Annotated in this window: 21 protein-coding genes; 11 read left to right on the top strand and 10 right to left on the bottom strand. The window is 44.8% G+C overall.

The features are described 5' to 3' along the window. Positions 1-1665, bottom strand: a 1665-nt coding sequence (locus DKT75_RS07470; protein ID WP_109822799.1) for a leucine-rich repeat domain-containing protein, incomplete at its 3' end; no start/stop codon positions are given. 153 nt (positions 1666-1818) lie between these two features. Here DKT75_RS07470 and lhgO point away from each other — a divergent pair. From lhgO to DKT75_RS07450, 4 genes are all read left to right on the top strand, one after another. Beyond that, positions 1819-3024 carry an L-2-hydroxyglutarate oxidase gene (gene lhgO / locus DKT75_RS07465; RefSeq protein ID WP_109822798.1) on the top strand — a complete coding sequence of 402 codons (1206 nt, stop codon included), beginning with the start codon at positions 1819-1821 and terminating at the stop codon, positions 3022-3024. Between the two features lie 87 nt (positions 3025-3111). Then, entirely contained in the window at positions 3112-3918 is an 807-nt protein-coding gene (locus tag DKT75_RS07460; RefSeq protein ID WP_109822797.1) for an AraC family transcriptional regulator, read from the top strand. A 112-nt stretch (positions 3919-4030) separates the two neighbouring features. Then, on the top strand, positions 4031-7201 hold the full coding sequence (putA, locus tag DKT75_RS07455) for a bifunctional proline dehydrogenase/L-glutamate gamma-semialdehyde dehydrogenase PutA (RefSeq protein WP_109822796.1): 3171 nt from the start codon (positions 4031-4033) through the stop codon (positions 7199-7201). Positions 7202-7448: 247 nt separating this feature from the next. After that, on the top strand, positions 7449-7925 hold the full coding sequence (locus DKT75_RS07450) for an SRPBCC family protein (RefSeq protein WP_109822795.1): 477 nt from the start codon (positions 7449-7451) through the stop codon (positions 7923-7925). Here the strand turns inward: DKT75_RS07450 and DKT75_RS07445 are convergent. Further along, positions 7922-8479 carry a DUF1285 domain-containing protein gene (locus DKT75_RS07445; RefSeq protein ID WP_109822794.1) on the bottom strand — a complete coding sequence of 186 codons (558 nt, stop codon included), beginning with the start codon at positions 8477-8479 and terminating at the stop codon, positions 7922-7924. The genes DKT75_RS07450 and DKT75_RS07445 overlap by 4 nt on opposite strands. A gap of 148 nt (positions 8480-8627) precedes the next feature. On the opposite strand from DKT75_RS07445, the gene DKT75_RS07440 reads away from it, so the two are divergent. After that, positions 8628-9926, top strand: a complete 1299-nt coding sequence (locus DKT75_RS07440; protein WP_109822793.1) for an AAA family ATPase — start codon at positions 8628-8630, stop codon at positions 9924-9926. A gap of 5 nt (positions 9927-9931) precedes the next feature. Further along, positions 9932-10699, top strand: coding sequence for a retron system putative HNH endonuclease (locus DKT75_RS07435; RefSeq protein WP_109822792.1), 768 nt, complete (start codon positions 9932-9934; stop codon positions 10697-10699). Between the two features lie 85 nt (positions 10700-10784). On the opposite strand, the gene DKT75_RS07430 is transcribed toward DKT75_RS07435, so the two are convergent. Further along, a complete protein-coding gene (locus tag DKT75_RS07430) occupies positions 10785-11351 on the bottom strand; it encodes a YceI family protein (RefSeq protein ID WP_109822791.1) in 567 nt (188 codons plus the stop codon). A gap of 318 nt (positions 11352-11669) precedes the next feature. Here DKT75_RS07430 and DKT75_RS07425 point away from each other — a divergent pair, with 318 nt between their 5' ends. Beyond that, a complete protein-coding gene (locus tag DKT75_RS07425) occupies positions 11670-13250 on the top strand; it encodes a M23 family metallopeptidase (protein ID WP_109822790.1) in 1581 nt (526 codons plus the stop codon). A 64-nt stretch (positions 13251-13314) separates the two neighbouring features. Here DKT75_RS07425 and DKT75_RS07420 read toward each other — a convergent pair whose 3' ends face one another. The 3 genes from DKT75_RS07420 to DKT75_RS07410 all read right to left on the bottom strand — a co-directional run bounded on the left by DKT75_RS07420 (position 13315) and on the right by DKT75_RS07410 (position 16872). Beyond that, entirely contained in the window at positions 13315-14691 is a 1377-nt protein-coding gene (locus tag DKT75_RS07420) for an aldehyde dehydrogenase family protein (protein ID WP_109822789.1), read from the bottom strand. A 238-nt stretch (positions 14692-14929) separates the two neighbouring features. After that, on the bottom strand, positions 14930-15853 hold the full coding sequence (locus DKT75_RS07415; protein WP_109822788.1) for an NAD(+)/NADH kinase: 924 nt from the start codon (positions 15851-15853) through the stop codon (positions 14930-14932). Further along, positions 15850-16872, bottom strand: a complete 1023-nt coding sequence (locus tag DKT75_RS07410; RefSeq protein ID WP_109822787.1) for an SPFH domain-containing protein — start codon at positions 16870-16872, stop codon at positions 15850-15852. The genes DKT75_RS07415 and DKT75_RS07410 overlap by 4 nt, the downstream gene beginning before the upstream one ends. 163 nt (positions 16873-17035) lie before the next feature. Here DKT75_RS07410 and DKT75_RS07405 point away from each other — a divergent pair, with 163 nt between their 5' ends. From DKT75_RS07405 to DKT75_RS07390, 4 genes are all read left to right on the top strand, one after another. Further along, positions 17036-17749 carry an NUDIX hydrolase gene (locus DKT75_RS07405; RefSeq protein ID WP_109822786.1) on the top strand — a complete coding sequence of 238 codons (714 nt, stop codon included), beginning with the start codon at positions 17036-17038 and terminating at the stop codon, positions 17747-17749. A gap of 101 nt (positions 17750-17850) precedes the next feature. After that, positions 17851-18486 carry an IMP cyclohydrolase gene (locus DKT75_RS07400; RefSeq protein WP_109822785.1) on the top strand — a complete coding sequence of 212 codons (636 nt, stop codon included), beginning with the start codon at positions 17851-17853 and terminating at the stop codon, positions 18484-18486. A gap of 70 nt (positions 18487-18556) precedes the next feature. Continuing rightward, positions 18557-19759 carry an MFS transporter gene (locus tag DKT75_RS07395; RefSeq protein ID WP_109822784.1) on the top strand — a complete coding sequence of 401 codons (1203 nt, stop codon included), beginning with the start codon at positions 18557-18559 and terminating at the stop codon, positions 19757-19759. A 221-nt stretch (positions 19760-19980) separates the two neighbouring features. Further along, the gene (locus tag DKT75_RS07390) at positions 19981-22212 is read left to right on the top strand and encodes an NADP-dependent isocitrate dehydrogenase (protein ID WP_109822783.1); all 2232 of its coding nucleotides are present in this window, start codon (positions 19981-19983) and stop codon (positions 22210-22212) included. Between the two features lie 102 nt (positions 22213-22314). On the opposite strand, the gene DKT75_RS07385 is transcribed toward DKT75_RS07390, so the two are convergent. The 4 genes from DKT75_RS07385 to DKT75_RS07370 all read right to left on the bottom strand — a co-directional run bounded on the left by DKT75_RS07385 (position 22315) and on the right by DKT75_RS07370 (position 25279). After that, the gene (locus DKT75_RS07385) at positions 22315-22752 is read right to left on the bottom strand and encodes a MarR family winged helix-turn-helix transcriptional regulator (RefSeq protein WP_158278809.1); all 438 of its coding nucleotides are present in this window, start codon (positions 22750-22752) and stop codon (positions 22315-22317) included. Positions 22753-23038: 286 nt separating this feature from the next. Then, positions 23039-23665, bottom strand: a complete 627-nt coding sequence (locus tag DKT75_RS07380) for a hypothetical protein (protein WP_109822781.1) — start codon at positions 23663-23665, stop codon at positions 23039-23041. After that, positions 23662-24276 carry a hypothetical protein gene (locus DKT75_RS07375; protein ID WP_109822780.1) on the bottom strand — a complete coding sequence of 205 codons (615 nt, stop codon included), beginning with the start codon at positions 24274-24276 and terminating at the stop codon, positions 23662-23664. Before DKT75_RS07375 ends, DKT75_RS07380 begins: the two co-directional genes overlap by 4 nt. Further along, positions 24266-25279, bottom strand: a complete 1014-nt coding sequence (locus DKT75_RS07370; protein WP_109822779.1) for a MotA/TolQ/ExbB proton channel family protein — start codon at positions 25277-25279, stop codon at positions 24266-24268. The genes DKT75_RS07375 and DKT75_RS07370 overlap by 11 nt, the downstream gene beginning before the upstream one ends. Between the last annotated feature and the right edge of the window lie 24 nt (positions 25280-25303).

The following is a 25303-nucleotide window of genomic DNA, read 5'->3' as shown; positions in this document are numbered from 1 at the left end:
CTCAATAACACTCAAATTTTTGAGCTGAGATAGAGGCAGTAAATCCCTAATATTCGTGTTTTGAAACTTAACTTCACTTAGTTTAGAGAGCTTATTAACAGGTGAAAGATCAATTACTGAGGTTTTTCCACAACGTAACGTCTCTAAGCTTATTGTTTTTCTCAATGGCGATAAATCACTGACTTGTGTGTCAGTGCAAGAGAATACCTGTAAACAATCCATCTCACGCAATGCCGACAGGTCGCTGACTTTGGTTTCATAGCAATAGAGCTCACGTAAGCAGGTCAGCTCTCTCAGAGGCGACAGGTCGGTCACTGAGGTGGTTCCGCAATGTAACTCTTCCAGTGCGGTCAGTGCAGACACAGGTGACAGGTCGCTGACTTTGGTTTTAAAGCAATAGAGCTCACGTAAGCAGGTCAACTCTCTTAGAGGCGACAGGTCGGTCACGGACGTGGTTCCGCAATTTAACTCTTCCAGTGCGGTCAGTGCAGACACAGGTGATAGGTCGCTGACTTTGGTTTCATAGCAAGAGAACTGACGTAAGCGGGTCAGCTCTCTTAGAGGCGACAGGTCGGTCACGGACGTGGTTCCGCAATTTAACTCTTCCAGTGCGGTCAGTGCAGACACAGGTGACAGGTCGCTGACTTTGGTTTCATAGCAAGAGAACTGACGTAAGCGCGTCAGCTCTCTTAGAGGCGACAGGTCGGTCACTGAGGTGGTTCCGCAATTTAACTCTTCCAGTGCGGTCAGTGCAGACACAGGTGACAGGTCGCTGACTTTGGTTTTAAAGCAATAGAGCTCACGTAAGCAGGTCAACTCTCTTAGAGGCGACAGGTCGGTCACGGACGTGGTTCCGCAATTTAACTCTTCCAGTGCGGTCAGTGCAGACACAGGTGACAGGTCGCTGACTTTGGTTTCAAAGCAGCGAAGCAGACGTAAACACGTCAGGTCACTCAGGGGCGACAGGTCGGCCACTGAGGTGGCTCCGCAATTTAACTCTTCCAGTGCGGTCAGTGTAGACACAGGTGATAGGTCGCTGACTTTGGTTTTAAAGCAATAGAGCTCACGTAAGCAGGTCAACTCTCTTAGAGGCGACAGGTCGGTCACTGAGGTGGTTCCGCAATTTAACACTTCCAGTTTTATCATTGCAGACAGAGGTGACAGATCACTTACGTTTGATGCAGAAAAAAATAGCTCTCGTAAGCGCGTTAAAGAAATTAAAGGGGCTAAATCTACTACCTTAGTCTCATTAAATGAGAGTTTCTCTAGAGTGCTAATTTTTCCAATTTGATCCAAAACATCAAGTCTTTCTATATCACAAAAAAGCGTCTTTAACTTAGGGAGCAGCATTAAAACAGAAAAATCAAGAACACCTGTTCCATCCAAACTTATTTGCTCTAACTCTCTAATCTCACTGAGCCAACTCGGTAGAATTGTTATGTTATTTTTTGGTTCTCTTAAACCCTCATTAAAAGCCCCCCACTTCCCCTGATTTTTATTCCATAACCCATCACTACCAAGATTTAGAATTTTCAACCACGTCATTTCTCTAATAACACTTGGTATTTCAGATATTCCACAGTAGTGAAGATCCAGAACCCCTGAACGCTCATCAAATTCTTGTTTAATTATCTCTTCAACGTTTCTTTGATTTGGCTTCGGCATAGTAACTCAGATAGAACTAGTGGCTAAAATAGGCTACGACTATATATCTAAGCGCCATACCAAACAATTATCCTACATAAAAACTATATTGATATACTCTGGCTATAGTTCCGATAATTGCTGATAATTCAAAACTAATAAGACGAGTGTTTTATGCAGAAACCCAACTTCATAATAATCGGCGGCGGCATAGTAGGCCTAGCAACCGCCCTAAAGCTCTCCAACACCTACCCAACCGCCTCCATCCACATCATAGAAAAAGAACCCGCCCTAGCCCGTCACCAAACAGGCAACAACAGCGGCGTGGTTCATGCAGGCGTTTACTACCAACCTGGTAGTTTAAAAGCAGAGTTCTGCCGCACAGGTGGTGCGATGGTCGAACAGTTTTGTGCAGAGCACGACATTGCCTTTGACCGCTGCGGCAAGTTGATCGTGGCGACCAATGACATTGAAGTTGAGCGCATGAAGGAGTTAATGACGCGTTGCATCGCCAATGGCTTGTCGCCAACGTGGTTAAACTGTGAGGAGTTAGAGGCGCTAGAGCCAAACATTACGGGCGTAGCAGCGCTGCATGTGACCGAGAGCGCCATCACCGACTACACTGCGATTACGCTTAAAATGGCTGACTTGTTACGCGCCAAAGGTCATGAGATTAGCTTAGATACCGAGGTCATTGCGGTTAAAGAAACCAGTTCAGAAGTGACAGTAACTACCAACAAAGGCAGCTTTGAGTGCAGTTACCTCATCGCATGCGCTGGTTTAATGGCAGATCGTTTAGCGGGTATGTGCGGGGTGGACTTGGACTTCCGCATTGTGCCGTTTCGCGGTGAGTATTTTGAGTTGGATGCATCAAAAGCTACCGTCTGCAAAAACATGATTTACCCTGTGCCTGCCCCAGACATGCCGTTTCTGGGTATACACCTAACGCCAACCACCAACGGCAGTATGACAGTAGGCCCGAATGCCGTGTTATCGCTAGCGCGTGAGGGTTACACATGGACGGATATCAACCTGAGTGACCTTGCAGAAATGATCGCGTTCTCAGGCTTTCGCAAGGTCATCAAAGACAACTGGAAGTCTGGTTTGACGGAGTTTCGTAACTCACTGTCACGCAAACGTTATCTTGAGGAGTGTCGCAAGTATTGCCCTTCACTCACCTTAGACGACCTTAAAGCACGCTCATCAGGGGTACGCGCTCAAGCAGTGTTAGCAGACGGCACATTGGTGCATGACTTCTTATTAAAAAATACGGCACGCACGCTGCACGTCTGTAACGCACCTTCTCCAGCGGCAACGTCTAGCTTTGCTATTGGCGATTATTTGGTTGAAAAAGCGACTGAGGAGTTTGATCTACGTTAAGGCTATTGGTACCAAAACGGACTATTCCACAAGCCATTCGTAGTTTTTTGCAAGTAATAGCTCTAAAAACCATGCTAAATTAATGTCATGAATGACGTAAACAACTTTACTGCTAGCGTTGTGAGACTGTCTGAACAGCCCCGTAACCACAGCCACTTACATCACCAAATTATCTTTGGTTTAAAAGGGCACGCCGAGTTTGAGGTTGCGGGTGTGAGTGGGTTCATTCAAAAAGGGGTCGGTTGTATTGTGACCTCCAATACCAGTCACAGTTTTTTTGGCAATCAAGAAAACAAAATCCTTATGCTCGACATAACCAGCAATATCGGTTTGTTTGAGCTTGAGGCAGCGTTTACGCACGGTGTGTTAGACCAGATTCTTAATTCGCCTAAGTACTTCCAGTTTGACCAAGATATGCAGTCTTTGCTGAAAGTCATGAGTCACGAGTTAGAAACGGTACACAATAACCAGCAAGCCGCAAAAGCGATCGGCCAGTGCTTGTTGCACAGTTTGTACCATCGTCTACGTGGCGATATGTGTATTGAAGAAGTCAGCAAACCGCGTGACCGTATCGATATTAACCGCATTAAACGCTACATCCACGATAACTTAGGGATGAAAATTCAAACGGCTGATCTCGCACGTTTGTGCAACTTGAGTGAGAGTCACTTCTACCAAAAGTTTCGCGAGTCAGCAGGTATTTCACCTTACCAATTTGTGATTGATGAGCGCATCAAAGTGGCTTCAAAACTCATCACTGAGTCCAACAAATCTATCACTGAAATCTGTTTCTCTCTGGGCTTCTCAAGCCAAAGTGCATTTACAAATGTCTTTAGAAAGAAGGTGGGTATGTCACCAACAGCCTATCGTCAAAATTATTTAATTAACGCTTAAACCACACGATAACCTCCATAGTTTTTTGCAAACACCTCCCTTTTTTTTGCAACTTTGTTATTAAAATCCTCTGCATAATTACTCCATACAGTAACTAACTTGGAGTAAAGATATGCATGATGAAAATGATTTTGCCATCCCATTTGATGTCACGACCGTCCACAATGACGACGCAGCATGGCTGACGTTATCTCGCTCTGAGTTGTTTCAAAACATCTCTCAGTTTGAGCATATTGACGAGCAAAAGCTGATTAGTCAGTTTTACGACTTGGCTTATCACGACAGTGAAAATGACCGTGTTCATGAAGTCGCTGAAGAGATTATTACGCGTGTTCGTAGTAATCACAGCGCTGCGTTTTTTGACATTGAAGCGCTACTTCAAGAGTACTCACTGAGTGACGAAGACGGCGTGACATTGATGTGTCTTGCAGAGGCGTTGTTACGTGTGCCTGACGCTGCAACGGTTGACGCACTGATCGAAGACAAGCTGAGTGAAAAGGAATGGAAGAATCATTTCAGTAAAGATAACTCGCTGTTTGTAAATGCTTCAACCTGGGGACTGATGATTGCCGGTAACCTTGTTGACGTTGATGAGTCATCTATTTCTGGTTTCTTCAAACGCTCCACTAAACCTGTTATTCGTGCGTCGGTTGACCGTGCTATGCGCATTATGGGACAACACTTCGTGCTGGGTCGCACCATTAAAGAAGCGATGAAGAACGCCAAACCTTACCTGAAAAAAGGCTATGACTACAGCTACGACATGCTGGGTGAGTCTGCGGTGACTAGCGCGGAAGCGCTGAAGTATTACAACAGTTACAGCGACGCTATCGGGCAGATTGCGGCTAACTCAAAAGGCACAAATACGCGCCCTACTTTGTCTATTAAGCTGTCTGCTTTGCACCCTCGCTTTGAGCAGTTGCAAGAGCAGCGTGTTTTAGAAGAGCTTTCAGCAACGGTTGAAAAGCTACTGCTTCAAGGTATTGAAAATGGCGTCGGCATCACTATTGATGCGGAAGAAGCTGACCGCCTTGAGCTAACCATGAAGCTGTTCGAGCACCTTTATACAAAGCCGTTTTTAAAGGATTGGGACAAGTTTGGTTTAGTTATTCAAGCTTACTCAAAACGTGCGCTGCCAGTACTGTGTTGGTTGACCAAGCTGTCTAAGGTCGTCGGGAATGAAATCCCTGTGCGCTTGGTAAAAGGCGCTTACTGGGACTCTGAAATCCAGCATGCACAAGAGCTTGGTTTTGACGGCTACCCTGTTTATACCCGTAAAGAATTCACCGATACCGCTTACTTAGCGTGTGCGCGTTACTTGTTGTCTGACAATACTCGTGGCTGCATTTACCCTCAGTTTGCATCACATAACGCGCACACCGTGTCGAGCGTGAAAGTCATGGCACCTAAGGGCCGTGAGTATGAATTCCAACGTTTACACGGCATGGGCGACAGTTTGTATGACAGTGTTTTAGCAACGGCTGACAACATTAATGTGCGTATTTATGCACCTGTGGGCAGTCATGAAGACTTGTTGCCATACCTTGTGCGTCGCTTACTTGAGAACGGTGCAAACTCGTCGTTTGTTCACCAATTGTCAGATGAAGCAACGTCGATAGAAACATTGATTAAACGACCACTGACGCGTGACCAAATCACTTCTGAAAAGATGCCGATCATTAAGCCGTTAGATATTTTCACTGAACGTAAAAACTCGTCAGGTATTAACTTGGCCACTACTATTTCAAGAGACACATTTATGGACGCTATTAAGCAGTTTGACGATACACGCTGGACAGCCACCCCTATTCTAAATGGCGAAAGTGTTAACGCTGGCGCTTCTCATGAGGTGTTTAGCCCATACGACAACACGCAACAGGTGGGTGACGTTTGGGAGGCTGATGCTGCGCTGGCGACACAAGCAATCGATATCGCAGAAGCATTCCGTACAGAGTGGCAACAAACAGCAGTGAGTGAGCGTGCGGCGATCATTGCTAAGTTGGGTGACTTGCTTGAAGACAACCGCGATGAGTTAGTGGCTTTGTGTCAGCGTGAAGCGGGTAAAACAATTCAAGATTGTATTGATGAGATTCGTGAAGCGGTTGATTTCTGCCGTTACTACGCGACTCAAGCGAATGAAAGATTGGTGTTGCCGACGGTTATGCCTGGGCCTACGGGTGAGTCAAATGAGTTGTTCTTTGAAGCGAAAGGTATCTTCGTTTGCATCAGCCCTTGGAACTTCCCATTAGCGATTTACCTTGGTCAGATTGTTGCAGCTCTTGTGTCAGGTAATGTGGTGATTGCTAAACCTGCTGAAACGACGGCATTGATTGCTCACCGTGCGGCTGAGTTGTTATTTGAAGCGGGCTTACCTGCGGGCGCTATGCAGTTTTTACCGGGCTCTGGTGCTGAGTTGGGCGCGGTGATTAACGCTGACTCTCGCATCAATGGTGTTGTGTTCACTGGCTCTAACAAGACAGCGAAGATGATCAACTTGACGCTAGCTAACCGTGACGATGACGCAGGTTTGGCGACATTGATTGCTGAAACCGGTGGTCTAAACGCGATGTTGGTTGACTCGACAGCGCTACCTGAGCAGGTGGCTAAGGATGTGGTTCACTCAGCATTTAGCTCGGCAGGACAACGTTGCTCGGCGCTACGTGTGCTGTATGTTCAGTCAGACATTGCTGACCGTGTCATTGAGTTGGTTAAGGGCATGATGGATGAGATGAAAATCGGTAACCCGACTAATATCTCAACAGACGTTGGCCCAGTGATCGACAAAAACGCTAAAGCTGGTTTGGTTAACTACATCGAAACCATGAAGAGCAAAGCGAAGTCTGTGTATCAAGTAGCCATACCGGATGATTGTGCTAACGGTACATTCGTTGCGCCAACGTTACTTGAGATTGGCTCAATCAAAGAAATGGAAGCTGAGCAGTTTGGCCCTATCTTGCACGTGGTTCGCTATAACGCAGGTGAGATTGACCAAGTCGTTGAAGACATTAACAGCAAAAAGTACGGTCTGACATTTGGTATACACACACGTAATACATCACTTTTCCAAGATGTGGCGAAGAAGATCAAGGTTGGTAATGTTTACATTAACCGTAACCAGATCGGTGCTGTTGTCGGTGTGAATCCATTTGGTGGCTGTGGCTTGTCAGGCACAGGGCCAAAAGCGGGTGGACCAAACTACCTACTGCGTTTTGTGACTGAAAAGACGATTACTAATAACACCGCGGCAATCGGTGGAAACATTGATTTGCTCAATGCGAGTTGATTGCTAGCGCCTATAAGTAATGTTACCGCGGGGGCTTATTGAACGTTAGATAAGCTAGGCGAAGTAACCTTACGTTTTAGTATCACTCTGGCGTGTAAACCGGAGTGGTGATTTTTATCCACCTTAGAATGGCTCTCCCTAGCGCCGGACTAATGTGGATTTTTTTTAGCCATTTGAAGTACACTTAGCGCAAATAATAATCTTCTCTGCTTACTCGACATAAGCAATCAAAAACACGGTGGTTTAAATGAACATTAACGTCGACATCGAAATAGACCGATCTCTTGAAGTCGTCTGGAAAGACATCTGTGATATTGAACACTCAGCGCAAATGATCTCTGCGATTACCGCGTTCAAACTGCTCGAAGCGCCGGATGATGAAGGGAGTTTAGTTGGTTTAAAGTGGACAGAAACACGCAAAGTCTTTGGTAAAGAAGCCGAAGAAACCCTATGGATTACCGACTACCAACCACTCAGTTATTACAAGACACGTGCACAAAACCACGGTGCCATTTATATATCGACGATGTCTGTTAAAGAACTCGGTGAGAACACGCTACTAACGATGTCATTTGAAAGTGAGGCAAACTCACTGATGGTAAAAGTCGTGTCCGCCGTCATGGGCATCTTTGTGAAACGCGCCATGGTTAAGATGTTGGACAAAGACCTTCACGACATTAAGCAGTTTGTTGAAAGTAATGCCGAAGAAGTTCGACGTAACTAAGACAGCTCAAACACCACGCCATCACTTAACACTTTTAAGTAGTCACCCTTGTCTGACTCTACAAACTCACCTAGCTCAACCACGCTCTCAAAGACACTGCGCGCCAAACGCCCCATCATGCCGTAACGCACCATGACTAATGGCACTTCTTGGTCTTGGATGATATTTTTATCCAAGTGTAGCGGGTGCTCACTTCCCAGTAATACCGTGTCGCCATAGCTGCTGGTGAATAGGATTTTCTGCTGCTCAGTGCCCGCGTCTTTAACCGCCATTTGGGTTATTAGAAACGGGGTTGTTTCTACGGTTATCGACAGCTTTTCTGCGGGTGTTTTTAAGTAGTGCTGTGAGTCTTCTAGCCACAAAACACTTGAGAATAAACGGACTAACGCTTCACGCTTTATCAAGCCACCGTCATGCATCCAACTACCATCGTGTTGGATGACTATGTTGATTTCGCCGCAGTGCTCTGGGCTCCATAGGTGAACGGGAGGGTGGTTACTGTCCTCCATGTTAGCTACGTTTTTGGCGAGTGACTCTAAGATATTTTCTGTCATGACTGATTCACTTTAAGCACTGAGTAACCCCATCATACCTTGATTTTAAATACCGCTGATCACTCAAACGGTTAGGCATTGTAGATCTGTCTGTGCATGTTATCCTCATAATTATACAACCAGCACCGAAACATCAGGATCTACGCGCATGAAACTCAAACGCTTAACACTGAATCATTTTCGCCGTTTTAGCGACTTTGACATCGAGTTTGACCCAAAGCTAACCGTGCTTATCGCACGTAACGGTGCGGGTAAGTCTAGTATATTGGATGCGGTAGCCACGGCATTAGGTTCGTTTTTAACTCGTCTACCTAAAGTGTCTGGTATCAACCCTAAAGACACTGACTTCCAAGTGTTAACCGATGGTAAGCGACCACCTTACATGCGTATTCGTTGTGAAACTGACACGGGTATCTGTTGGGATCGCACTGAAAAACGTGACCAAAGCACCACCACGGCTAGCGAGATTCCTGAAGCCTTCGGGCTTAAAGCGTTAAACGCTTATGTTGATGAGTTCATTGATGCGCATAACCAATCACGCGCTTACCAATTGCCGCTGTTTATCTACTACGGCACTGGGCGTGGTGTGTTTGATATTCCACAACGCAAAGGCGGTTTAGGCAAAGCATTTGCACGTTTTGATGCTTTGGTAGGTGCGTTAGATAGCCGTACTAATTTCAAAAATTTGGTCGAGTATTTTTACTTCCTAGAAGACAAAGAGAGCAAGCTGCAACAGGCACAACGCTCATTTAATGTGGTTGTGCCTGAGTTAACAGCCATTCGAAATGCAGTGACTCGCTTAATGCCTGCATTTTCAAACCCACGCGGTATTCACCCTGCTGGCATAGTCGTGGACTGGCTGCAAGACGGACAGCTTAAACAGCTACGCATTGAGCAGCTGAGTGACGGTTACCGAACAACGCTGGCGATGGTGATGGATATTGCAGGACGCATGGCCGAAGCTAATCCTCACATGGAAGACCCGCTGGCGACTGAAGGAGTAGTGATGATTGATGAGGTTGATCTTCATTTACACCCTGGTTGGCAGCAAACGATTTTGTTGGATTTGATGCGTACCTTTCCTAATATTCAATTCATCGTTTCAACGCATAGTCCGCAAGTGGTGTCGTCGGTTAAACCTGAGTCGCTGCGTGTGATTGACTGGCAGGATGGCAAGCCGGTATTGCTGCCGATGCACTTCTCAGAAGGTGCTGAGTCGCAGCAGGTATTGTCTGATGTGTTGGGTGTTAGCTCTGCCCGCGTTGAGCAGTTGCCGATAGTTAAAATCTTAAACCGTTACCAAGCTTTGGTTGAGTGTGACGAATGGGATACTGACGAAGCCATCAAGCTGCGAGCAGAGCTAGATGACTGGGGTGGTGAGTACGAGCCTGAGTTGGTACGACTCGACATTGATATTCGCTTAAAAGCCTTAGACCGTCAGGACTAGCCGCCATGAAACGCATTGCTAGAGGGCCGGAGCCAGAAGGTTTACTGCTGTTTCGTGAGCGCTTCCCCGACAGAACGTGGCGGCAATTTAAGAAGTTCGATAAGCTCCGTTTACGTGAGTTGCAGCAAGCGATTCGTGAGCAGCAAGGTGGGTTATGCGCCTACTGCGAGGTTGACCTTATTCCTGCTCGCAGTTCGGGTGCGCCTGACTCCCGCATAGAGCACTTTCACCCAAAGTCTGACAGTAAAGGTGAGCATAACTGGCACTTGGATTGGTCTAATTTATTTGGCTGTTGTCACGGCGGTACACGACCCAATGTTGCTGAGGCGAAGCAGCGTTTCACCAGCCCTGACCACTCTTGTGACGTGCCGAAAGGTGATAAAAACCTAGATCATTTGATTTTAAACCCTGTTGATATTCCCGCTTTTCCGCCATTGTTTCACGTGACTCGTAAAGGTGTGATGTCGGTGGATGAGGAACGCTGCGCTCAAGCACAGGTTAGTGACAAATTGGCTGCAGGCTCTATTGATCATTTACGACTGAATGCGCAACGCTTGAAACGCTTACGACGCGCCGAGTTAAATGCGATCAACCAGACATTGGGCGACTTGGTTGCTAAGGGCATGACGATAGAAGCTGCGCGGGAGAAGGTCGCTAAAGCCCTGCTTCGAAAAGATAAACAAGGCAATTGGCCGAAGTTTTTTACGACGATACGATCTTACTTGGGAAGTGCTGCGGAACAACAATTAGAAGCGATTGATTACAACGGCTAATCATTCTTTAGAAAATAGCGGCTTAGCTCTTTAACACCTGTAAAATAACATAATTACCTTACAGGCCGTGGCTTTCAAAACAAAACTACTGCTTATCGTAAACCAATCTAAACGTCGCTGGCACCATGACATTAATCGACTTAAGCGCCGCTAGCACTCGTAGCTCTTCGACACCCTTCTCCAAACCAAAGTCAGGCGCGATAATAACAATAGGCGCAACGCTTGTTACTTGAATGCTTTTGTCGCTCTGCTCAACAAACACCTCAGTCACTATTTCCTTCTCAACACCATGCAAACTCAATGTCGCAGTCACTTTTTGCAAGCCTGCTTTAACGCCATCAGCGCCTAAGTCGAGACTCACCGTCGCATTAGGGTATGTCGCTATTTCAAAGACTTGCTTCTCTAGTCGCTCGTCACGGATAGGATTTGCAGTGTCTACACTAGCTAACGAAACGACCAAACTAGCTTTACCATCATCGCTAATTTCACCGCTTAACGTTTTAAAATGATGTACTTCAGATACCGTTATATTCTTAGCCGTTGCAAAATTTAGACTCGACTGCTCATTATTTAATGTCCAATCGGCCTGAACAGCCGAACAAAAAAGACTAGAACTGAAAGCCAATAAAAGAGGGATTGTATTCTTAAACATGACATATCCTTTACTTTATGATTGATAAAGTAACAACTATACTTATATTTCAACACAAGAAGGACTAAATTAAAATTTAACCCTGTATAGACTGTCTGACAGAGCAATGAACGGGAAATAACGCACTCATTTATTACAGCCATATGACGATTGAATGACTAAACGTTAATTTCTAGCTAGTCGACTTCATGAAAAAACACACATAAGATTGCGTGAAATATAACAGGGTAATCCGCTCGTCACTTGTAATGTCAACAATGTGATGAAATGTTTTAAACTTACATTACGGATCCAGCAAAATTGAGTTCAAGTACTAAGATGTCATCAATAACTAAAAATAATAAGAACTGGGAAGATGTTCTCACCCGCTTTGATATAGAAGACAAGAATGACTCTGACCTTCTTGTTGATCAAACCGAAAACGCGCCCAGTCAAAAAGTAAACAGCTCCTCCTTCACATCACGCTGGGCAACCAGAACTGTGTTATTGGCTGGCTGTGCTTTTATGCTTGGTAACATCCCGCTTCAGTCGCACCTACCGAATAGCTCAATTGAGCAACCAGAGTTAACACTCAACAGCCCAGAGCCTGAGATACACACTTCAGAACCGTTAAAGGTTCAGAGTGCAAGTGTTTCAAAAGCGCTCACGCCGTTGGTTAAACCCTCTGAGACGATTACTGACGCAGCACCGCTAGCGAGTGTCGATGAGGGAATAAAGACTCTCGTTTTGCCAAACCAACCGCTTGCCACACATGTTGGTTTCGAGTTAATCAATACAAAAAGCACTTGGGATACTTATACGGTTAAGCGCTCTGACAGTCAGGCCACAATATTTAGTCGGATTAAACAACCCAGCATTCTTCGAGAGCTTAAGAAAATAGAATCTATTGCAGACGCCTTAAAAGACATGAAGACGGGCACAATCGTTCGTGCAAAGTCTGACCAAGGTAAGTTAGAGCAATTAGTCTTTAGCCCTGATTATGAAAAGAGCTTTGTCATTGAGCCAACAGAGTCAGGTAGCTTTGAAGGCAGCTGGCAAAAGAAGCAATTTGAAGTGCGTCAGGCTAGAGCAACATTCTCCGTTAAGAAGAACTTATTCCAAGATGCTAAGAAAGCAGAGGTCCCAAAGAGTGTCACTAGCCAGATTGTGAAGGTGTTTGATTGGGATGTAGATTTTACTAAGAATGCCAATATTGGTGATCAAATCACTGTGGTGTTTGAAAGTATTTATCATAACGGTGATCAAGTCGGCAGTTTGAATTTGATCGCCGCTGAGTTGGTCAATAAAGGTGAGGTGCTTCGTAGCATCAGACACACGACTGCTCGTGGTTTAACTGATTACTTCACACCTGAAGGTCGTGAAATGAAACGTGCATTCCTTAGAATGCCACTGGCTCGCGCTAAGATTTCATCTCACTTCAACCCTCGGCGCCTGCACCCAGTATTAAAAATATTGCGCCCTCATAAAGGGACTGACTTTGCCGCTAGAGTGGGGACGCCGATCATCGCAACAGGTGATGGCGAAGTTAAGTCGGTTGGCACTAAGGGTGGCTACGGTAAAACTATCGTACTCAAGCATCGTGAAGGTTATACGACGCTGTACTCTCACCTATCTAAGTTTAAAGATGGCTTGAAAGCAGGTCAGGTAATTGCACAGGGTGATGTTATTGGTTATGTCGGCTCATCGGGTTTAGCCACTGGCCCTAACTTGCACTATGAGTTCCGTAAAAATGATAAGCCTGTTGATCCAATCACAGTGAAGTTGCCCAACAGCCTTTCTTTAACCAAGAAAGAGTTAGCTTCGTTCAATGTGGATGCGATTAATATGAGATTACAACTGAAAGTGTTACATCGTTTTGCGAAAGAAAACGTTGATATAAATAGCGCTACAGGTGGTTAAACTGCCTTCGTGCTGCCTATAGATGGCAGCACGAAGCATCTTCTTACTGTGTGGCTAGTTGCTGTTATAAGTTGATAACAGCCATCTTTTCTTCAGTCATGTCATGCATTGTATAACCAATACCACCCACGTTATAACCTGACTGTTTACGCCCTTCAAACGGCATCCAATCTACTCTAAATGCAGTGTGCTGATTGACCATTACAGCCGATGCATCTAAGTCATGAATCGCAGCCATTGCCACGTCTAAGTTCTTAGTAAACACTGACGCTTGGAATGCAAACGGCAACGAATTAGCTTGCTCAATCGCGTCATCAATACTGTCATAACCGTAGACACAAACCACTGGTCCAAACACTTCCAGAGTAGATACTTTACTGGTAACTGCTGGGTTTAATAACACCGTTGGTGTATAGGTTGTGTTGCCTAATCGTTTGCCGCCACAGACTAACGTCGCACCTTCCTCAACCGCTTCATTGACCCAAGCTTCTATACGATCAACTTCATGTGGACGAATCAGTGGGCCGCAATCGACATCTTCATGTGACGCGTCACCTACTTTCAGCTTTTTAGCACCTGCTGCCAGCTGGTTTGCTAGCTCTTGGGCTTGCGCCTTAGGTGCGAACACACGCTGTACTGACACACACACTTGCCCAGAATGATAAAAACCACCTTTCAGTAAACTTGGCACCATGGTTGACCAGTCCGCACTCTCTTCAACAATCACTGGCGCTACGCCACCGTGTTCAAGCGCACAACGTGTACCTGGTGCTAGTTTTGAGCGAAGCATCCAACCAACACGTGCAGAGCCGATGAAACTAAAAAAAGCTACACGTGAATCTGTCACCATTTTCTCAGTAGTTGGAATGTCACAAGCTACAAAACGACACCAATCTTCTGGCAAACCAGCTTCATACATAATTTCTACAAAGGCTTGGCATGACAATGGCGTGTCTTCGGCAGGTTTCACCAACACTGGGCAACCGACTGCAATCGCTGGCGCTGCTTGATGCACAATAAGGTTTAGCGGGTGGTTAAATGCTGAAACAGCCACCACAGGGCCAATCGGCTCACGTTGAGTAAAGGCTAAATGCCCTGTTCCTGCTGCGGTTAAACCCATCGGGATTTCACGGCCGGCATTATTGCCTAACTCTTTAATACAGAGGCCCAGACCATCGATAGCGCGAGTCACTTCAACGCGCGCATCGCCTAATGGCTTGCCACCTTCATTAGCGATTAGCAGTGCTAATTCTTCAAAACGACCTTCCATAAGGACGGCTGCTTTTTTCAAAATCTCGATGCGTTGATAGTCGGGTAGTCGGGCTTTCCGGTCTTTAGATAACGCAGTTGCCGTTGCTAAGTATTGATCTACTTCGTCCCAATTGACGGTGGGTACTTGGCCTACTTTGCGTAGGTTGTATGGATTAACAACTTCTAACATGGTGATTGCTCCAAAGTGATAAGTAGTATCTATGAGTTAAGTGTACTGCTAATAGCTGACTTTAAAGTTAATATTTTGGCGTACATTTTCTAACCACTTAACTTGCTAGTACAAACATCTATAGATAACGTGATTTTGGGACACTTGGATGTTAAGTCTCCTATTGGTCTATTTCTCGACAAGAGAACAAGTACTTTAATGAAACTATAATTTTACCTTGAGCTTTAATATTTCTCATTCAAACGACCAGCCTACCAACAGTATCCGATACCCCAACGGTCACAATGCAGCCCGAATTAAACGCTAAATAATCTCCCTGAATACCATCCGAAAACACTACTCCATTCTCAGGCATAAACGATTCCAACGTGAGTTTTTCAGCGCCTTTCACTTGTCCAAACACAAGCTCCGTCCCCGTCGTATTACTAGGGAATGGCTCTCTAACTGCAAACTGCAGTCGCTGCTTATCCCAGTCAAAGCCCTCTGACTCTGTTTTGCTTTTGCCACCCACAACACCTCTAGCACCCGCCAATATCGACTGCAACCAACCCGTAGAACCAAAGCCTGTCGAGATAATCACGCCTGATGACGACTGCATTTCTGTTTCGTCATTCAAAGATAAGTTATAGCGCGCAGAGCTGTGGCTTTGTGGGCCAATAAATAAGTCATTCACTGCTAACATACGCTGGCCGTCATTAGTGGTGGCTTCGGCAAAAGTGATCGTTTTATCAGATATGCTGTCGGTCATGACGCGTTTAACGACGCTTCCTAGCTCTGCCATTTCAAAGGGTAGTAAACGACCGTCCCAGCGCGTTGGGTCTGGGTTTATAGCAATCACAGGCTGGCCATTTAAATACTTTAACGTATTGGCAACTAAACCATCTTGACCAATCACTACCACGATATCGTCAGGACTAAATTGGTAATTCGGTAAAAAACTCCGCTCTAACAATTGAAACCGCCCCAATGCTTTTAAGGTTTGCTCGGCATCGACCAAGCACTGTTGATACTGTGCGTTTTCGTCGAAATAATCCTGACCATCTACTTGGTTATGTTCCAAGTAAAACTTGGCTTGTGGCCATGTGTTAAAACGCTCCACCAACTCCTGCAAGCGAGTCTTTCGACTCACTAACACGAAGCGGTATTGGTTTTTGGTACTCATGAGCGCACTGCCTTTTTAACCACTTGGCTAAACATGTCAGGGTTGATATTCAACTCACCGATCTTCTCTGCATTGTTAGCTAACGACTCAAACGCCACCGCCATCAACTGCTCTGGCTGCATACTTGCCAAGGCCAAAGCTTTCAAGTTTTCGACCGGTAACTCGCGGAATGCTTTCATCTGCTGGCTAACCGCATAGGCCTCAGCGTCTGCTTCTTGCTTGCTATTTTCGACACTTAGCACGACCAACTTTTGACGCTGCTCTTCGGACTGTATTTCACCGTCCAAACGCTCTTGGTCGATCTCCATTTTGGTTCGCAACATGGTGCGTTCGTTTTCAACACGAGACTCGGCAATTTCCTGCTCTTTTTCCTGCACGGTTAGCTCAGTCTGTAACTCCGCTTCCTTGATGGTTAGCTCTTGTTCAACTGCTGACTTACGTCGGGCATAGGTAGCATCGTCGGCCTCTTTCAAGATCATTTCACGCACTTCTGCCTCTAACGCTCGAGCTGTTTCGCGACTCGGTGTAATGGCAGTAATCGATGTTTCAATCACGGTTATACCCAAGTTCGTTAACGACTCTTGCTGAAACAATTCCTTTTTAATCTGTTCAACCAACGGCTGCCCTAACTTCAACGCGGTGCGTAATGAGGAGTTTTGAACAGTGTTCTGCACAATGGTTTGTACCGAACGAATCACTAAGTCACCAATCGTTAGCGGGTCTTCTGAACTGTAGTTAACACCGTCTTTCTTGAGATTAAAGTTCAACATCTCTGCTGTTTTCTCAGGCTCTACTATGCGGTAGGTGACTTGCCCTTGTACCTGCAGGGTTTGGAAATCTTGTGATTGTAAGTTGAATATAAATGGCGATTGCTGTGCGTTTATAGGCACGGTCGCGATTGATGTGGTTGCTACGTTGTAGAAAAAGCTTAAACCCTTTCCCTTCTTTTTCACCTTACCGTTAACGCTTTTAATCACGTAGGTAGATGAGTCTGCTTTAAAATATGGAATACCTAACATATCGTTTCTCCGGTTGTTTCTATTAGTGTCGTTATGACACTTTAAGCAATAATGAGGAGTATCTCCATTACTGTCAACATAAAAGTGTCATTAGGACACAAAATAATTGAAATTAACATTCACACTGGTTAGGATGGTTTAAAACAACACGGAAGAAGACCAGATGGATGAAGCTACTTTTCTTAAAACATACGATAAACGCAAATTTGATACGCCCTTGATTAGCGTTGATTCGACATTATTCACTTACCACGATCACCAGTTAAAGGTGTTATTAGTGAAACGCTCCAATCATCCTGACCTTGATTTATGGGGATTACCAGGTGGCTTTATCGATATGCAGCAGGATAAAAGTATTCGCGATACGGTGCTGCGCAAGCTGGAAGAAAAGACCAAAGTCATCCCTCCTTATGTCGAGCAACTACAATGTGTGGGTGATGCTAACCGTGATAAACGAGGTTGGTCGGTAACGGTTTGTTTCAGTGCGCTGATTGCACATCAAGACTGTGAAGTGGGTATTGCAGATGTATCGGATGCGGCTTGGGTTGCGGTTGATACGTTAAAAGACCAAACACTGGCCTTTGATCATCAAGCTATTATTACGGTGGCTTTAGAGCGATTGAGGCAAAAAGCACTGTACTCAATAGTCCCTGCTTATGCCTTGCCTGAACAATTTACATTACCTGAGTTGCAGCAATTGCATGAGGTGTTGATTGGTAAAACGATTCAGAAAAAATCATTTAGACGTCGTATAGAGCAAGCTGAATTATTGGAAGATACGGGTGAAAAACGCTATGAGGGTGGTCGACCTGCTGCGCTCTATAAAATGAAAGAAGCGTCTGGTGAGTATACGTTTGTGAGAAATTTGGAAGGTTGATCAGTAAAGCTTCCTAGATTGAATTACTTTGTTTTAAAAAGTAAGCTGCTAGGGTTTTACAAAACACACTGCTTTGTAAAACCACTAGAGGATTAAGCAATATGTATGTCGGTAGAATCGTTTCAGTTGGACGCACCAAAGATAACAAGCTTACAGTCATGTACAGAGTTTCCTCTCGATCATTCCCAAATCGTGAAATCGCTCAGCTTGAAAACTCGCTAGCGGTCATACCGAAAAAGGGACATCACGAAGATATCTATACCAGCCCATACATTAGCTATAACTGCTTTCGTTCTAACAGCCAATACGCTGTTGTTGGCAATGGTACTCAAGCTGACCCCGTGTTTGAAAAGCTAGAATCAGGCATGAATATGCGTGATGCGATTGCTAATGTTTTGTTAGCAATGGACTACGAGCATGACGATTATTCTACTCCACGTATTGTTGCAGTAGCTGACCAAAAATATCAAAAAGGCGCTCTGGGCTCTATTCGTGCTGATGGTATTGATGTCCAAGTTTTTGACTTATCACTGGGTGAATACCGCTTTGTTAGCACTTATGAAAAGTGTGTTGTCAGTCCAGAAAACCAAGCATTCAACTTGGATATTACTGATGAAAAACAAGCTGCTCAGTTTGTCATTAATGGTGGCGTCTTCGCTGAATTTACGAATCCAGTATCGTCTGTTGCTGCGGTTGAATCTGACGATGGCTACAAAACTGCAATCGTAAATATGTAGTAAACCACACTAACACCGCCCCAATAATCTACCCTACAATAGCTCTTTTGTTTCACGTGGAACTAGTGCCATGAGAGCTATTATTGAGTCTGTTAGAACTGGCCAATGGCGAACGCCTGAAATATTGCTATACCTCATGGCCGCGTCCATGCCGTTTTCCTTTGGCGTGTGGATGGCATTGTTAAACAACTTTGCCATCGAACAAGCTGCATTTAACGGTTCGGATATGGGAATATTGCAGAGCTTACGGGAAGTTCCTGGCTTCTTATCATTTGCTGTCGTTTTTTTATTACTGCTGTTTCGCGAGCAAACACTAGCCGTTATTTCGTTACTGATTTTGGGACTAGGTGTAGTACTAACCGGTTGGTTACCCAGCTTTTGGGGGCTGTGTTTTACCACCATGATTATGTCAATTGGCTTTCATTACTTTGAAGCCGTCAACCAATCCTTACAGCTTCAATGGCTTGATAAAGACAAAGCACCAGAGCTACTTGGCCGCTTAATTTCAGTCGGTGCTTGCTCCTCTCTGCTGGCTTACAGCATGGTGTATATCAGCTTAGAACTGTTCAACTTATCCATGCTAACGCTGTATATGATAGGTGGAAGCGTCACCATGGCGGTTGCTGTATTTGCATGGCTTCAGTTCCCTCACTTCCCTGCCAAGGTTGAGCAAAACAAACATTTGGTGCTTCGTAAGCGCTATTGGTTGTATTACCTTCTGGTATTTATGAGTGGCTCTCGCCGACAAATATTTGTGGTGTTTGCAGGGTTTCTAATGGTTGAGAAGTTCGGCTTTTCAGCCTCAGAAGTGGCCCTTATGTTCATCGCCAACATGGTTGCCAATATCTACATTGTACCTAAAATTGGTCGCTTGATTAGATTTATTGGTGAACGCCAAACACTTACCTTAGAGTATGTTGGACTGATTATTGTGTTTATCGGTTATGCTTTAGTTGAGTCAGCTGCTTGGGCGATTGTGCTGTATATCCTTGATCATCTGTTCTTTGCGATGGCGATTGCCTTAAAAACCTATTTCCAGAAGATAGCCGACCCTGCTGACATCGCTCCAACTGCTGGTGTTTCTTTCTCTATTAGTCACATAGCTGCGGTCGTTGTGCCCGTTGTATTTGGCTATATTTGGTTAGTATCACCCTCTGCTGTCTTCTATGCGGGTGCCGCTATGGCAGCTGTTTCGTTGATACTGGCACGGATGGTTCCAGTGAAACCTGAGCAAGGCATGGAAACGAATATCGGCGAGATTTTTAGTCGATAACTCTGATATAAGAGGTTTGTATGGAAAATTTACAATTTCAGTACTATTAAATACAAATTCTATGTATTAAAAATAACAACGATTGGGGGTTAAATAGACGTAGTTATCAGCACTTTCGGGGTGTATAGCATTGTTTTGTAATAATTATTCTTTTTCAGGTCTACCAATTTGTTATACTACTGCTCTGAAAAATCACATGTAAATCACAGCTAGGGAACTCTATGTCTACTAATCCAAAAATTATTTATACGCTCACTGATGAAGCGCCGTTACTCGCGACGCATTCTTTGCTGCCAATCATCAAGACGTTTACTGCTGCGGCAGAGATTGATGTAGAGACAAGTGATATCTCGGTTGCTGCTCGTATACTTGGTGAATTTCCTGAGTTTTTGACTGATGATCAGAAAGTAACTGACAACCTTGCTGAGCTAGGTCGTCTTACACAACTTGCTGATACGAATATCATCAAGCTACCTAACATCAGTGCTTCTGTTCCACAGTTGATTGCGACTATCACTGAGCTTCAAGAGAAAGGCTATAAGATTCCTAGCTACCCTGAAGAGCAGAAGACTAAAGAAGAAATTGAGCTAGCAGCACGTTACTCTAAAGCACTTGGTAGTGCGGTAAACCCTGTTCTACGTGAAGGTAACTCTGACCGTCGTGCACCTCCAGCAGTTAAGCGTTACGCTCAAAAGAACCCTCACTCAATGGCTAAATGGAATCCTGACTCTAAGAGTCACGTTTCACACATGCTTTCAGGTGACTTCTACTCAAGCGAGCAGAGCATCACATTGCACAAAGCATGTGACGTACGCATGGAGTTGGTTACTAAGGGTGGCGAGACGCTAGTTCTTAAAGAAAAAGTATCATTGCTTGCTGGCGAAGTTATCGATGGCATGAACATGAGCAAGAAGGCACTTTGCGAATTCTTGGAAGCTGAGATGCAAGACGCTAAGACACAAGGCGTTATGTTCTCTCTTCACATGAAAGCAACAATGATGAAAGTATCTCACCCTATCGTGTTTGGTCACGCGGTTAAGGTGTTCTACAAAGATGTATTTGCTAAGTACGGCGATCTATTTGAAGAAATTGGCGTTAACGCTAATAACGGTATAAGCAGTGTTTACGACAAAATTGCTGACCTACCTGCTGAAAAGCGTGCAGAAATCGAAGCGGCTATCGCTGCTGTATATGCTGATCGTCCAGAGCTTGCGATGGTTGATTCTGACAAGGGTATCACTAACCTACACGCGCCAAACGATGTCATCGTTGATGCATCTATGCCTTCTATGATCCGTAACGGTGGTCAGATGTGGGGTGTTGATGGTAAGGCTAAAGATGCTAAGGCAACTATCCCTGAGAGTACATTTGCTCGTATCTACCAGGAAGTCATTACTTTCTGTAAGACTCACGGCGCATTTGATCCTACAACAATGGGTACTGTTCCTAACGTTGGTTTGATGGCTCAGAAAGCTGAAGAATACGGTTCTCACGATAAGACATTTGAAATTCCTGCTGCAGGTACTGCACGCGTTGTTACATTTGACGGTGATGTGCTTCTTGAGCAAGAAGTTGAAGAAGGCGATATCTACAGAATGTGTCAGACTAAAGACGCACCTATTCGTGACTGGGTTAAGCTTGCCGTTAATCGTGCACGTCAGTCAGGTATGCCAACAGTATTCTGGTTGGATGAAGGCCGTCCACACGAGAACGAGCTACGTAAGAAAGTTGCACTTTACCTTCAGGACCACGATACAGACGGCCTTGATATCCGTGTAATGGATCAGCTTGACGCAATGAAGTTCTCACTAGAGCGCATTATTAAAGGCGAAGACACTATTTCAGTAACAGGTAATATCCTACGTGACTACCTAACTGACTTGTTCCCTATCATGGAGCTTGGTACAAGCGCTAAGATGCTTTCTATCGTACCGCTAATGGCGGGCGGCGGATTGTTTGAAACAGGCGCTGGTGGTTCTGCACCGAAGCACGTTCAGCAGTTGGTTGAAGAAAATCATCTTCGTTGGGATTCACTAGGTGAGTTCTTGGCATTGGCTGTGTCTCTTGAAGATCTAAACATCAAGACTGGCAATGCTCGCGCTAAGATCCTTGCGGATACACTTGATCTTGCAACAGGTCAGCTACTAGACAACAACAAGTCTCCTTCACGTCGCACAGGCGAGCTTGATAACCGTGGTAGCCACTTCTATCTTGCTATGTACTGGGCGCAGGCAATCGCTGCTCAAACTGAAGATGCTGCGTTTGCTGCAGAGTTCGCTCCACTAGCAAAAGCACTCACTAGCAATGAAGAGAAGATTGTTGCTGAGCTTGCTGCTGTACAGGGTGAAGCTGTTGATATCGGTGGTTACTTCCTACCTAGCTCAGAGAAGATCACAGCTGCCATGTGCCCTAGTGCAACATTCAACGCTGCTTTAAAAGCTGCTAACGCGTAAATTGCTTTAGCCTTTTTTAGATAAAGGAAAGCCCCGTAGGATTTACATCTTACGGGGCTTTTTTTATATTCTTTATTTGGGCCGGGGGTTATGTATTACAACTTATCTGTCTGAGTCTTCAATCTGATCAAGGTTACTTTTAATACTGTTAAGAACATCGCAGGCTTGTGACATTTCAGCCTCTTCTATTCCTGCAAATATCTCACTCTGCAGCTTCAAGTATTCGGCCCGTACTACATCATGTAGTGCACTGCCAGCGGGCGTTAACTGCCAACTTTTACTGCGTTGGTTGTCTTTATCAACTTCAGCTTTTGCTAAGCGCTTTTCACCCAGTTTTGTTAAAGCACGGCTCACAGCGGCTTTATCCATTTCGGTAATTTGGGTAATTTGATTCATGCGTAAGTCGGGTTGTTCAGAAAGTACAACCAACATCCGCCACTCAACAGACCCAATGTCATAACGACCTTGTAAAAACTGCGAAATGTGGCTCTGTAGGCGATTGCCCGTGGATATAGTGAGCGCAGAAGTACGAAGATTCATAGCCATCTCTTCAATAATTGCGGTTAATTTTCAGGTGAGCACCAAAAATTTCAAACAGAAATAAATAAAATACTGTCTGGAATGGGTGACCCAAGAAGTCCAACGTGTCTTTAATTATTTCGCCTTACGATGACTTGTAAGAACAAACATGCTTGTTCTTAATAATAATGACACAAAGTAAATCAACATACAAAAGAATAAGCCAAAGACACCACTATTAGAACTAATACATAGTTATATTAGCTACGTCTTGAGAAGCAAGGAGTAACACAAAGTTTTTGTAAGGCTATGGCGCTTCAGAAGCGAGAAATGACGGTAGATAACGGCAATCGCTATAACTACAGATGCTGGCTGGGGACTCAGCATTAACAGGCTGCCAGCCTGACTTGATTCGACGTGCCTTTAGGTACTTTCTGGCAACACGAAAACTTTCGTAGCCGCTACCAGCAGTACTGCCTAAATTTGTTTCATCGTAGACGAAAAAATAAGCGAAGTACTCTTTAGGGTCGATCTTGTTTAACTGTTTTTGTAATTCACTACCGGTAGTTTCAAGCTCAGTGAATTTAGGCCAGTCATCTGTCACACGCGCATGGAACGCGATGCCCTGCTCATCTTCTACTTGAGCATAGAGTCCTTTGTACTTTAAATCGAATATACGCTTATTGGCTGCAGCACCGTTACTTGCTTGTTGCGCTGCACTTGCGAATACTTCATCTGTATTCATGACCAAAAGACGATCATCCTTACTAATGATGTAAGCCGGCTTTAGATCGGTTTGGTGTTCAATTGGGATCTCAAGTTCATAGGTCTTATTGTTGTCATGAATCAGATTGATCACGGCAAAGATAATCAAGATACCAACAGAATTGGACACGATGTCTGTCAATGAGTCTACGTTAATCAGGTTCTTCATGGCTCCTCCTGATTATGCAAACTCAAGGACCAATTCGAGTCCAAAGGCTCAAGACCGACACTAATACTCTGAGCATCACCCGAACTGTTCATGACATCACGCACCTTTTGATACGCTTGCCCACCGTTAGGGTACACACCAAACAATACAAACTCTTCGTAAAGGAAGTTGGCTCGCAACGCCATTTCGTTTATCTGACGAATCTCATACATCCATAAACGAATATCTTCAGAGTCAGGTGATGTGGCACCAAAGTTAGCTTCTGTTTGACCCAATGCTAACTGCTCAATCATCATCTTACGCCTCAAAATGATCATCGCCAGTATTGCTTTTGAGTCATCGTCCACTACGCCCTGAAGGTCGGTTAAACGCTTTATAGAAGGCGCGACGATTATCCCTTCAGGCAGAGTGAATATTTGAAAGGCCACTTTATAACCTTGTTCCAAATCCATCGTCAACTGCACTTTTTGCGGTGTTGATACACTGCTTAGTATATTGATAAACGATAGCACTCCCATCACGCACAGGAAGATGCTCAAGAATGGAAATAAGCTTATTTCTAACTTTTCTTGAGGTAGATAACGGGCGTAACGTGACGCTCTACTTGCCATGCTTCTTGTAGTCGCTTAGTCGTGATTCGAAAATCATTTCGTACAGATCTTCCATCGTTTCTTGCAGCGCGCCCACTTGGGTGCTGAGCATTTTTATTTCATTTGCAACTGACTGGACAGGTGCCATGTTTGTACCATCTGACGAATCGCCAGAGTGCGCTAAACCCATGCCTGCTGTTTGAATGAGTTTTGGCTTAATGTCATGAAACCACTGCTGATCTATTTGAATCAGATAGGCTTCTTCACGCTTCTCTAACCAAATCATAACCATCATCAACGGTACGCTTAACAACAATGCTAGTAGAGTTGTATCAAACGCTGTCGCTAGTGAATTGGTCACGAGTGGTAGGTTGTCTTTAAGCATTGACGATACATCCGTCACTGAACTAGTCGATGTCATCGCATCAGAGAAATGCGCAATACCATTACTGATTCCCCATACTGTGCCAATGAAGCCCAAAATAGGAATAGCCCATACCATAAAGCGTGAAAGCGCGAATGAACCACGCATATACTCACGCTCGGTGATACCGAATGCTTCATCAATCTCATCACTCGGATGAGATTGACTGAGAAAAAGCTGTAAACGGTTCATTAACAAATTGTCGCTAGAAACCTGTTTAGGAGTCACTTGCTGACGGAGAACCGCCCACAAACCATGCCCACGTGTTTCACCGGTAGATGCAGCGAGTACACTCGGTAATGCACGTTCAGACAAAAGCTGTGTTTGCTTACACTCTCGGGTTAAGCGGCCAGCCTTCATCCATAAATGCATGAGACTGCTCACGAAGAACCACAAAATCAGTGGCGATATCCAGTTACCAAACAGTATCTTCGCCACTCGGTTCATATCTGCTGGATCGATGAACATCTGGATCAATATACCTGGAACTAACGCAATAATAGCGCCCAGAAGCAGGGGCTGTGTAAACGCCTGCTCTAGGGGGTATTGACGCGCACTAATAACATTTGGCATTGCCTTGGATACCGTGTTTTCTGTCACATTATTATTCTCTTAGCATTATTC

It is taken from the genome of Leucothrix arctica, assembly GCF_003172895.1.
In the GTDB taxonomy this organism is placed as follows: domain Bacteria; phylum Pseudomonadota; class Gammaproteobacteria; order Thiotrichales; family Thiotrichaceae; genus Leucothrix; species Leucothrix arctica.
Note: the sequence above shows the minus strand (reverse complement) of the source record. Positions and strands in the feature narration are given on the sequence as shown.

Coding starts and splice junctions, on each gene's coding strand:
- lhgO (WP_109822798.1), top strand. CDS start 1,819: ATGCAGAAACCCAACTTCATAATAATCGGCGGCGGCATAGTAGGCCTA.
- DKT75_RS07460 (WP_109822797.1), top strand. CDS start 3,112: ATGAATGACGTAAACAACTTTACTGCTAGCGTTGTGAGACTGTCTGAA.
- putA (WP_109822796.1), top strand. CDS start 4,031: ATGCATGATGAAAATGATTTTGCCATCCCATTTGATGTCACGACCGTC.
- DKT75_RS07450 (WP_109822795.1), top strand. CDS start 7,449: ATGAACATTAACGTCGACATCGAAATAGACCGATCTCTTGAAGTCGTC.
- DKT75_RS07445 (WP_109822794.1), bottom strand. CDS start 8,479: ATGACAGAAAATATCTTAGAGTCACTCGCCAAAAACGTAGCTAACATG.
- DKT75_RS07440 (WP_109822793.1), top strand. CDS start 8,628: ATGAAACTCAAACGCTTAACACTGAATCATTTTCGCCGTTTTAGCGAC.
- DKT75_RS07435 (WP_109822792.1), top strand. CDS start 9,932: ATGAAACGCATTGCTAGAGGGCCGGAGCCAGAAGGTTTACTGCTGTTT.
- DKT75_RS07430 (WP_109822791.1), bottom strand. CDS start 11,351: ATGTTTAAGAATACAATCCCTCTTTTATTGGCTTTCAGTTCTAGTCTT.
- DKT75_RS07425 (WP_109822790.1), top strand. CDS start 11,670: ATGTCATCAATAACTAAAAATAATAAGAACTGGGAAGATGTTCTCACC.
- DKT75_RS07420 (WP_109822789.1), bottom strand. CDS start 14,691: ATGTTAGAAGTTGTTAATCCATACAACCTACGCAAAGTAGGCCAAGTA.
- DKT75_RS07415 (WP_109822788.1), bottom strand. CDS start 15,853: ATGAGTACCAAAAACCAATACCGCTTCGTGTTAGTGAGTCGAAAGACT.
- DKT75_RS07410 (WP_109822787.1), bottom strand. CDS start 16,872: ATGTTAGGTATTCCATATTTTAAAGCAGACTCATCTACCTACGTGATT.
- DKT75_RS07405 (WP_109822786.1), top strand. CDS start 17,036: ATGGATGAAGCTACTTTTCTTAAAACATACGATAAACGCAAATTTGAT.
- DKT75_RS07400 (WP_109822785.1), top strand. CDS start 17,851: ATGTATGTCGGTAGAATCGTTTCAGTTGGACGCACCAAAGATAACAAG.
- DKT75_RS07395 (WP_109822784.1), top strand. CDS start 18,557: ATGAGAGCTATTATTGAGTCTGTTAGAACTGGCCAATGGCGAACGCCT.
- DKT75_RS07390 (WP_109822783.1), top strand. CDS start 19,981: ATGTCTACTAATCCAAAAATTATTTATACGCTCACTGATGAAGCGCCG.
- DKT75_RS07385 (WP_158278809.1), bottom strand. CDS start 22,752: ATGAATCTTCGTACTTCTGCGCTCACTATATCCACGGGCAATCGCCTA.
- DKT75_RS07380 (WP_109822781.1), bottom strand. CDS start 23,665: ATGAAGAACCTGATTAACGTAGACTCATTGACAGACATCGTGTCCAAT.
- DKT75_RS07375 (WP_109822780.1), bottom strand. CDS start 24,276: ATGGCAAGTAGAGCGTCACGTTACGCCCGTTATCTACCTCAAGAAAAG.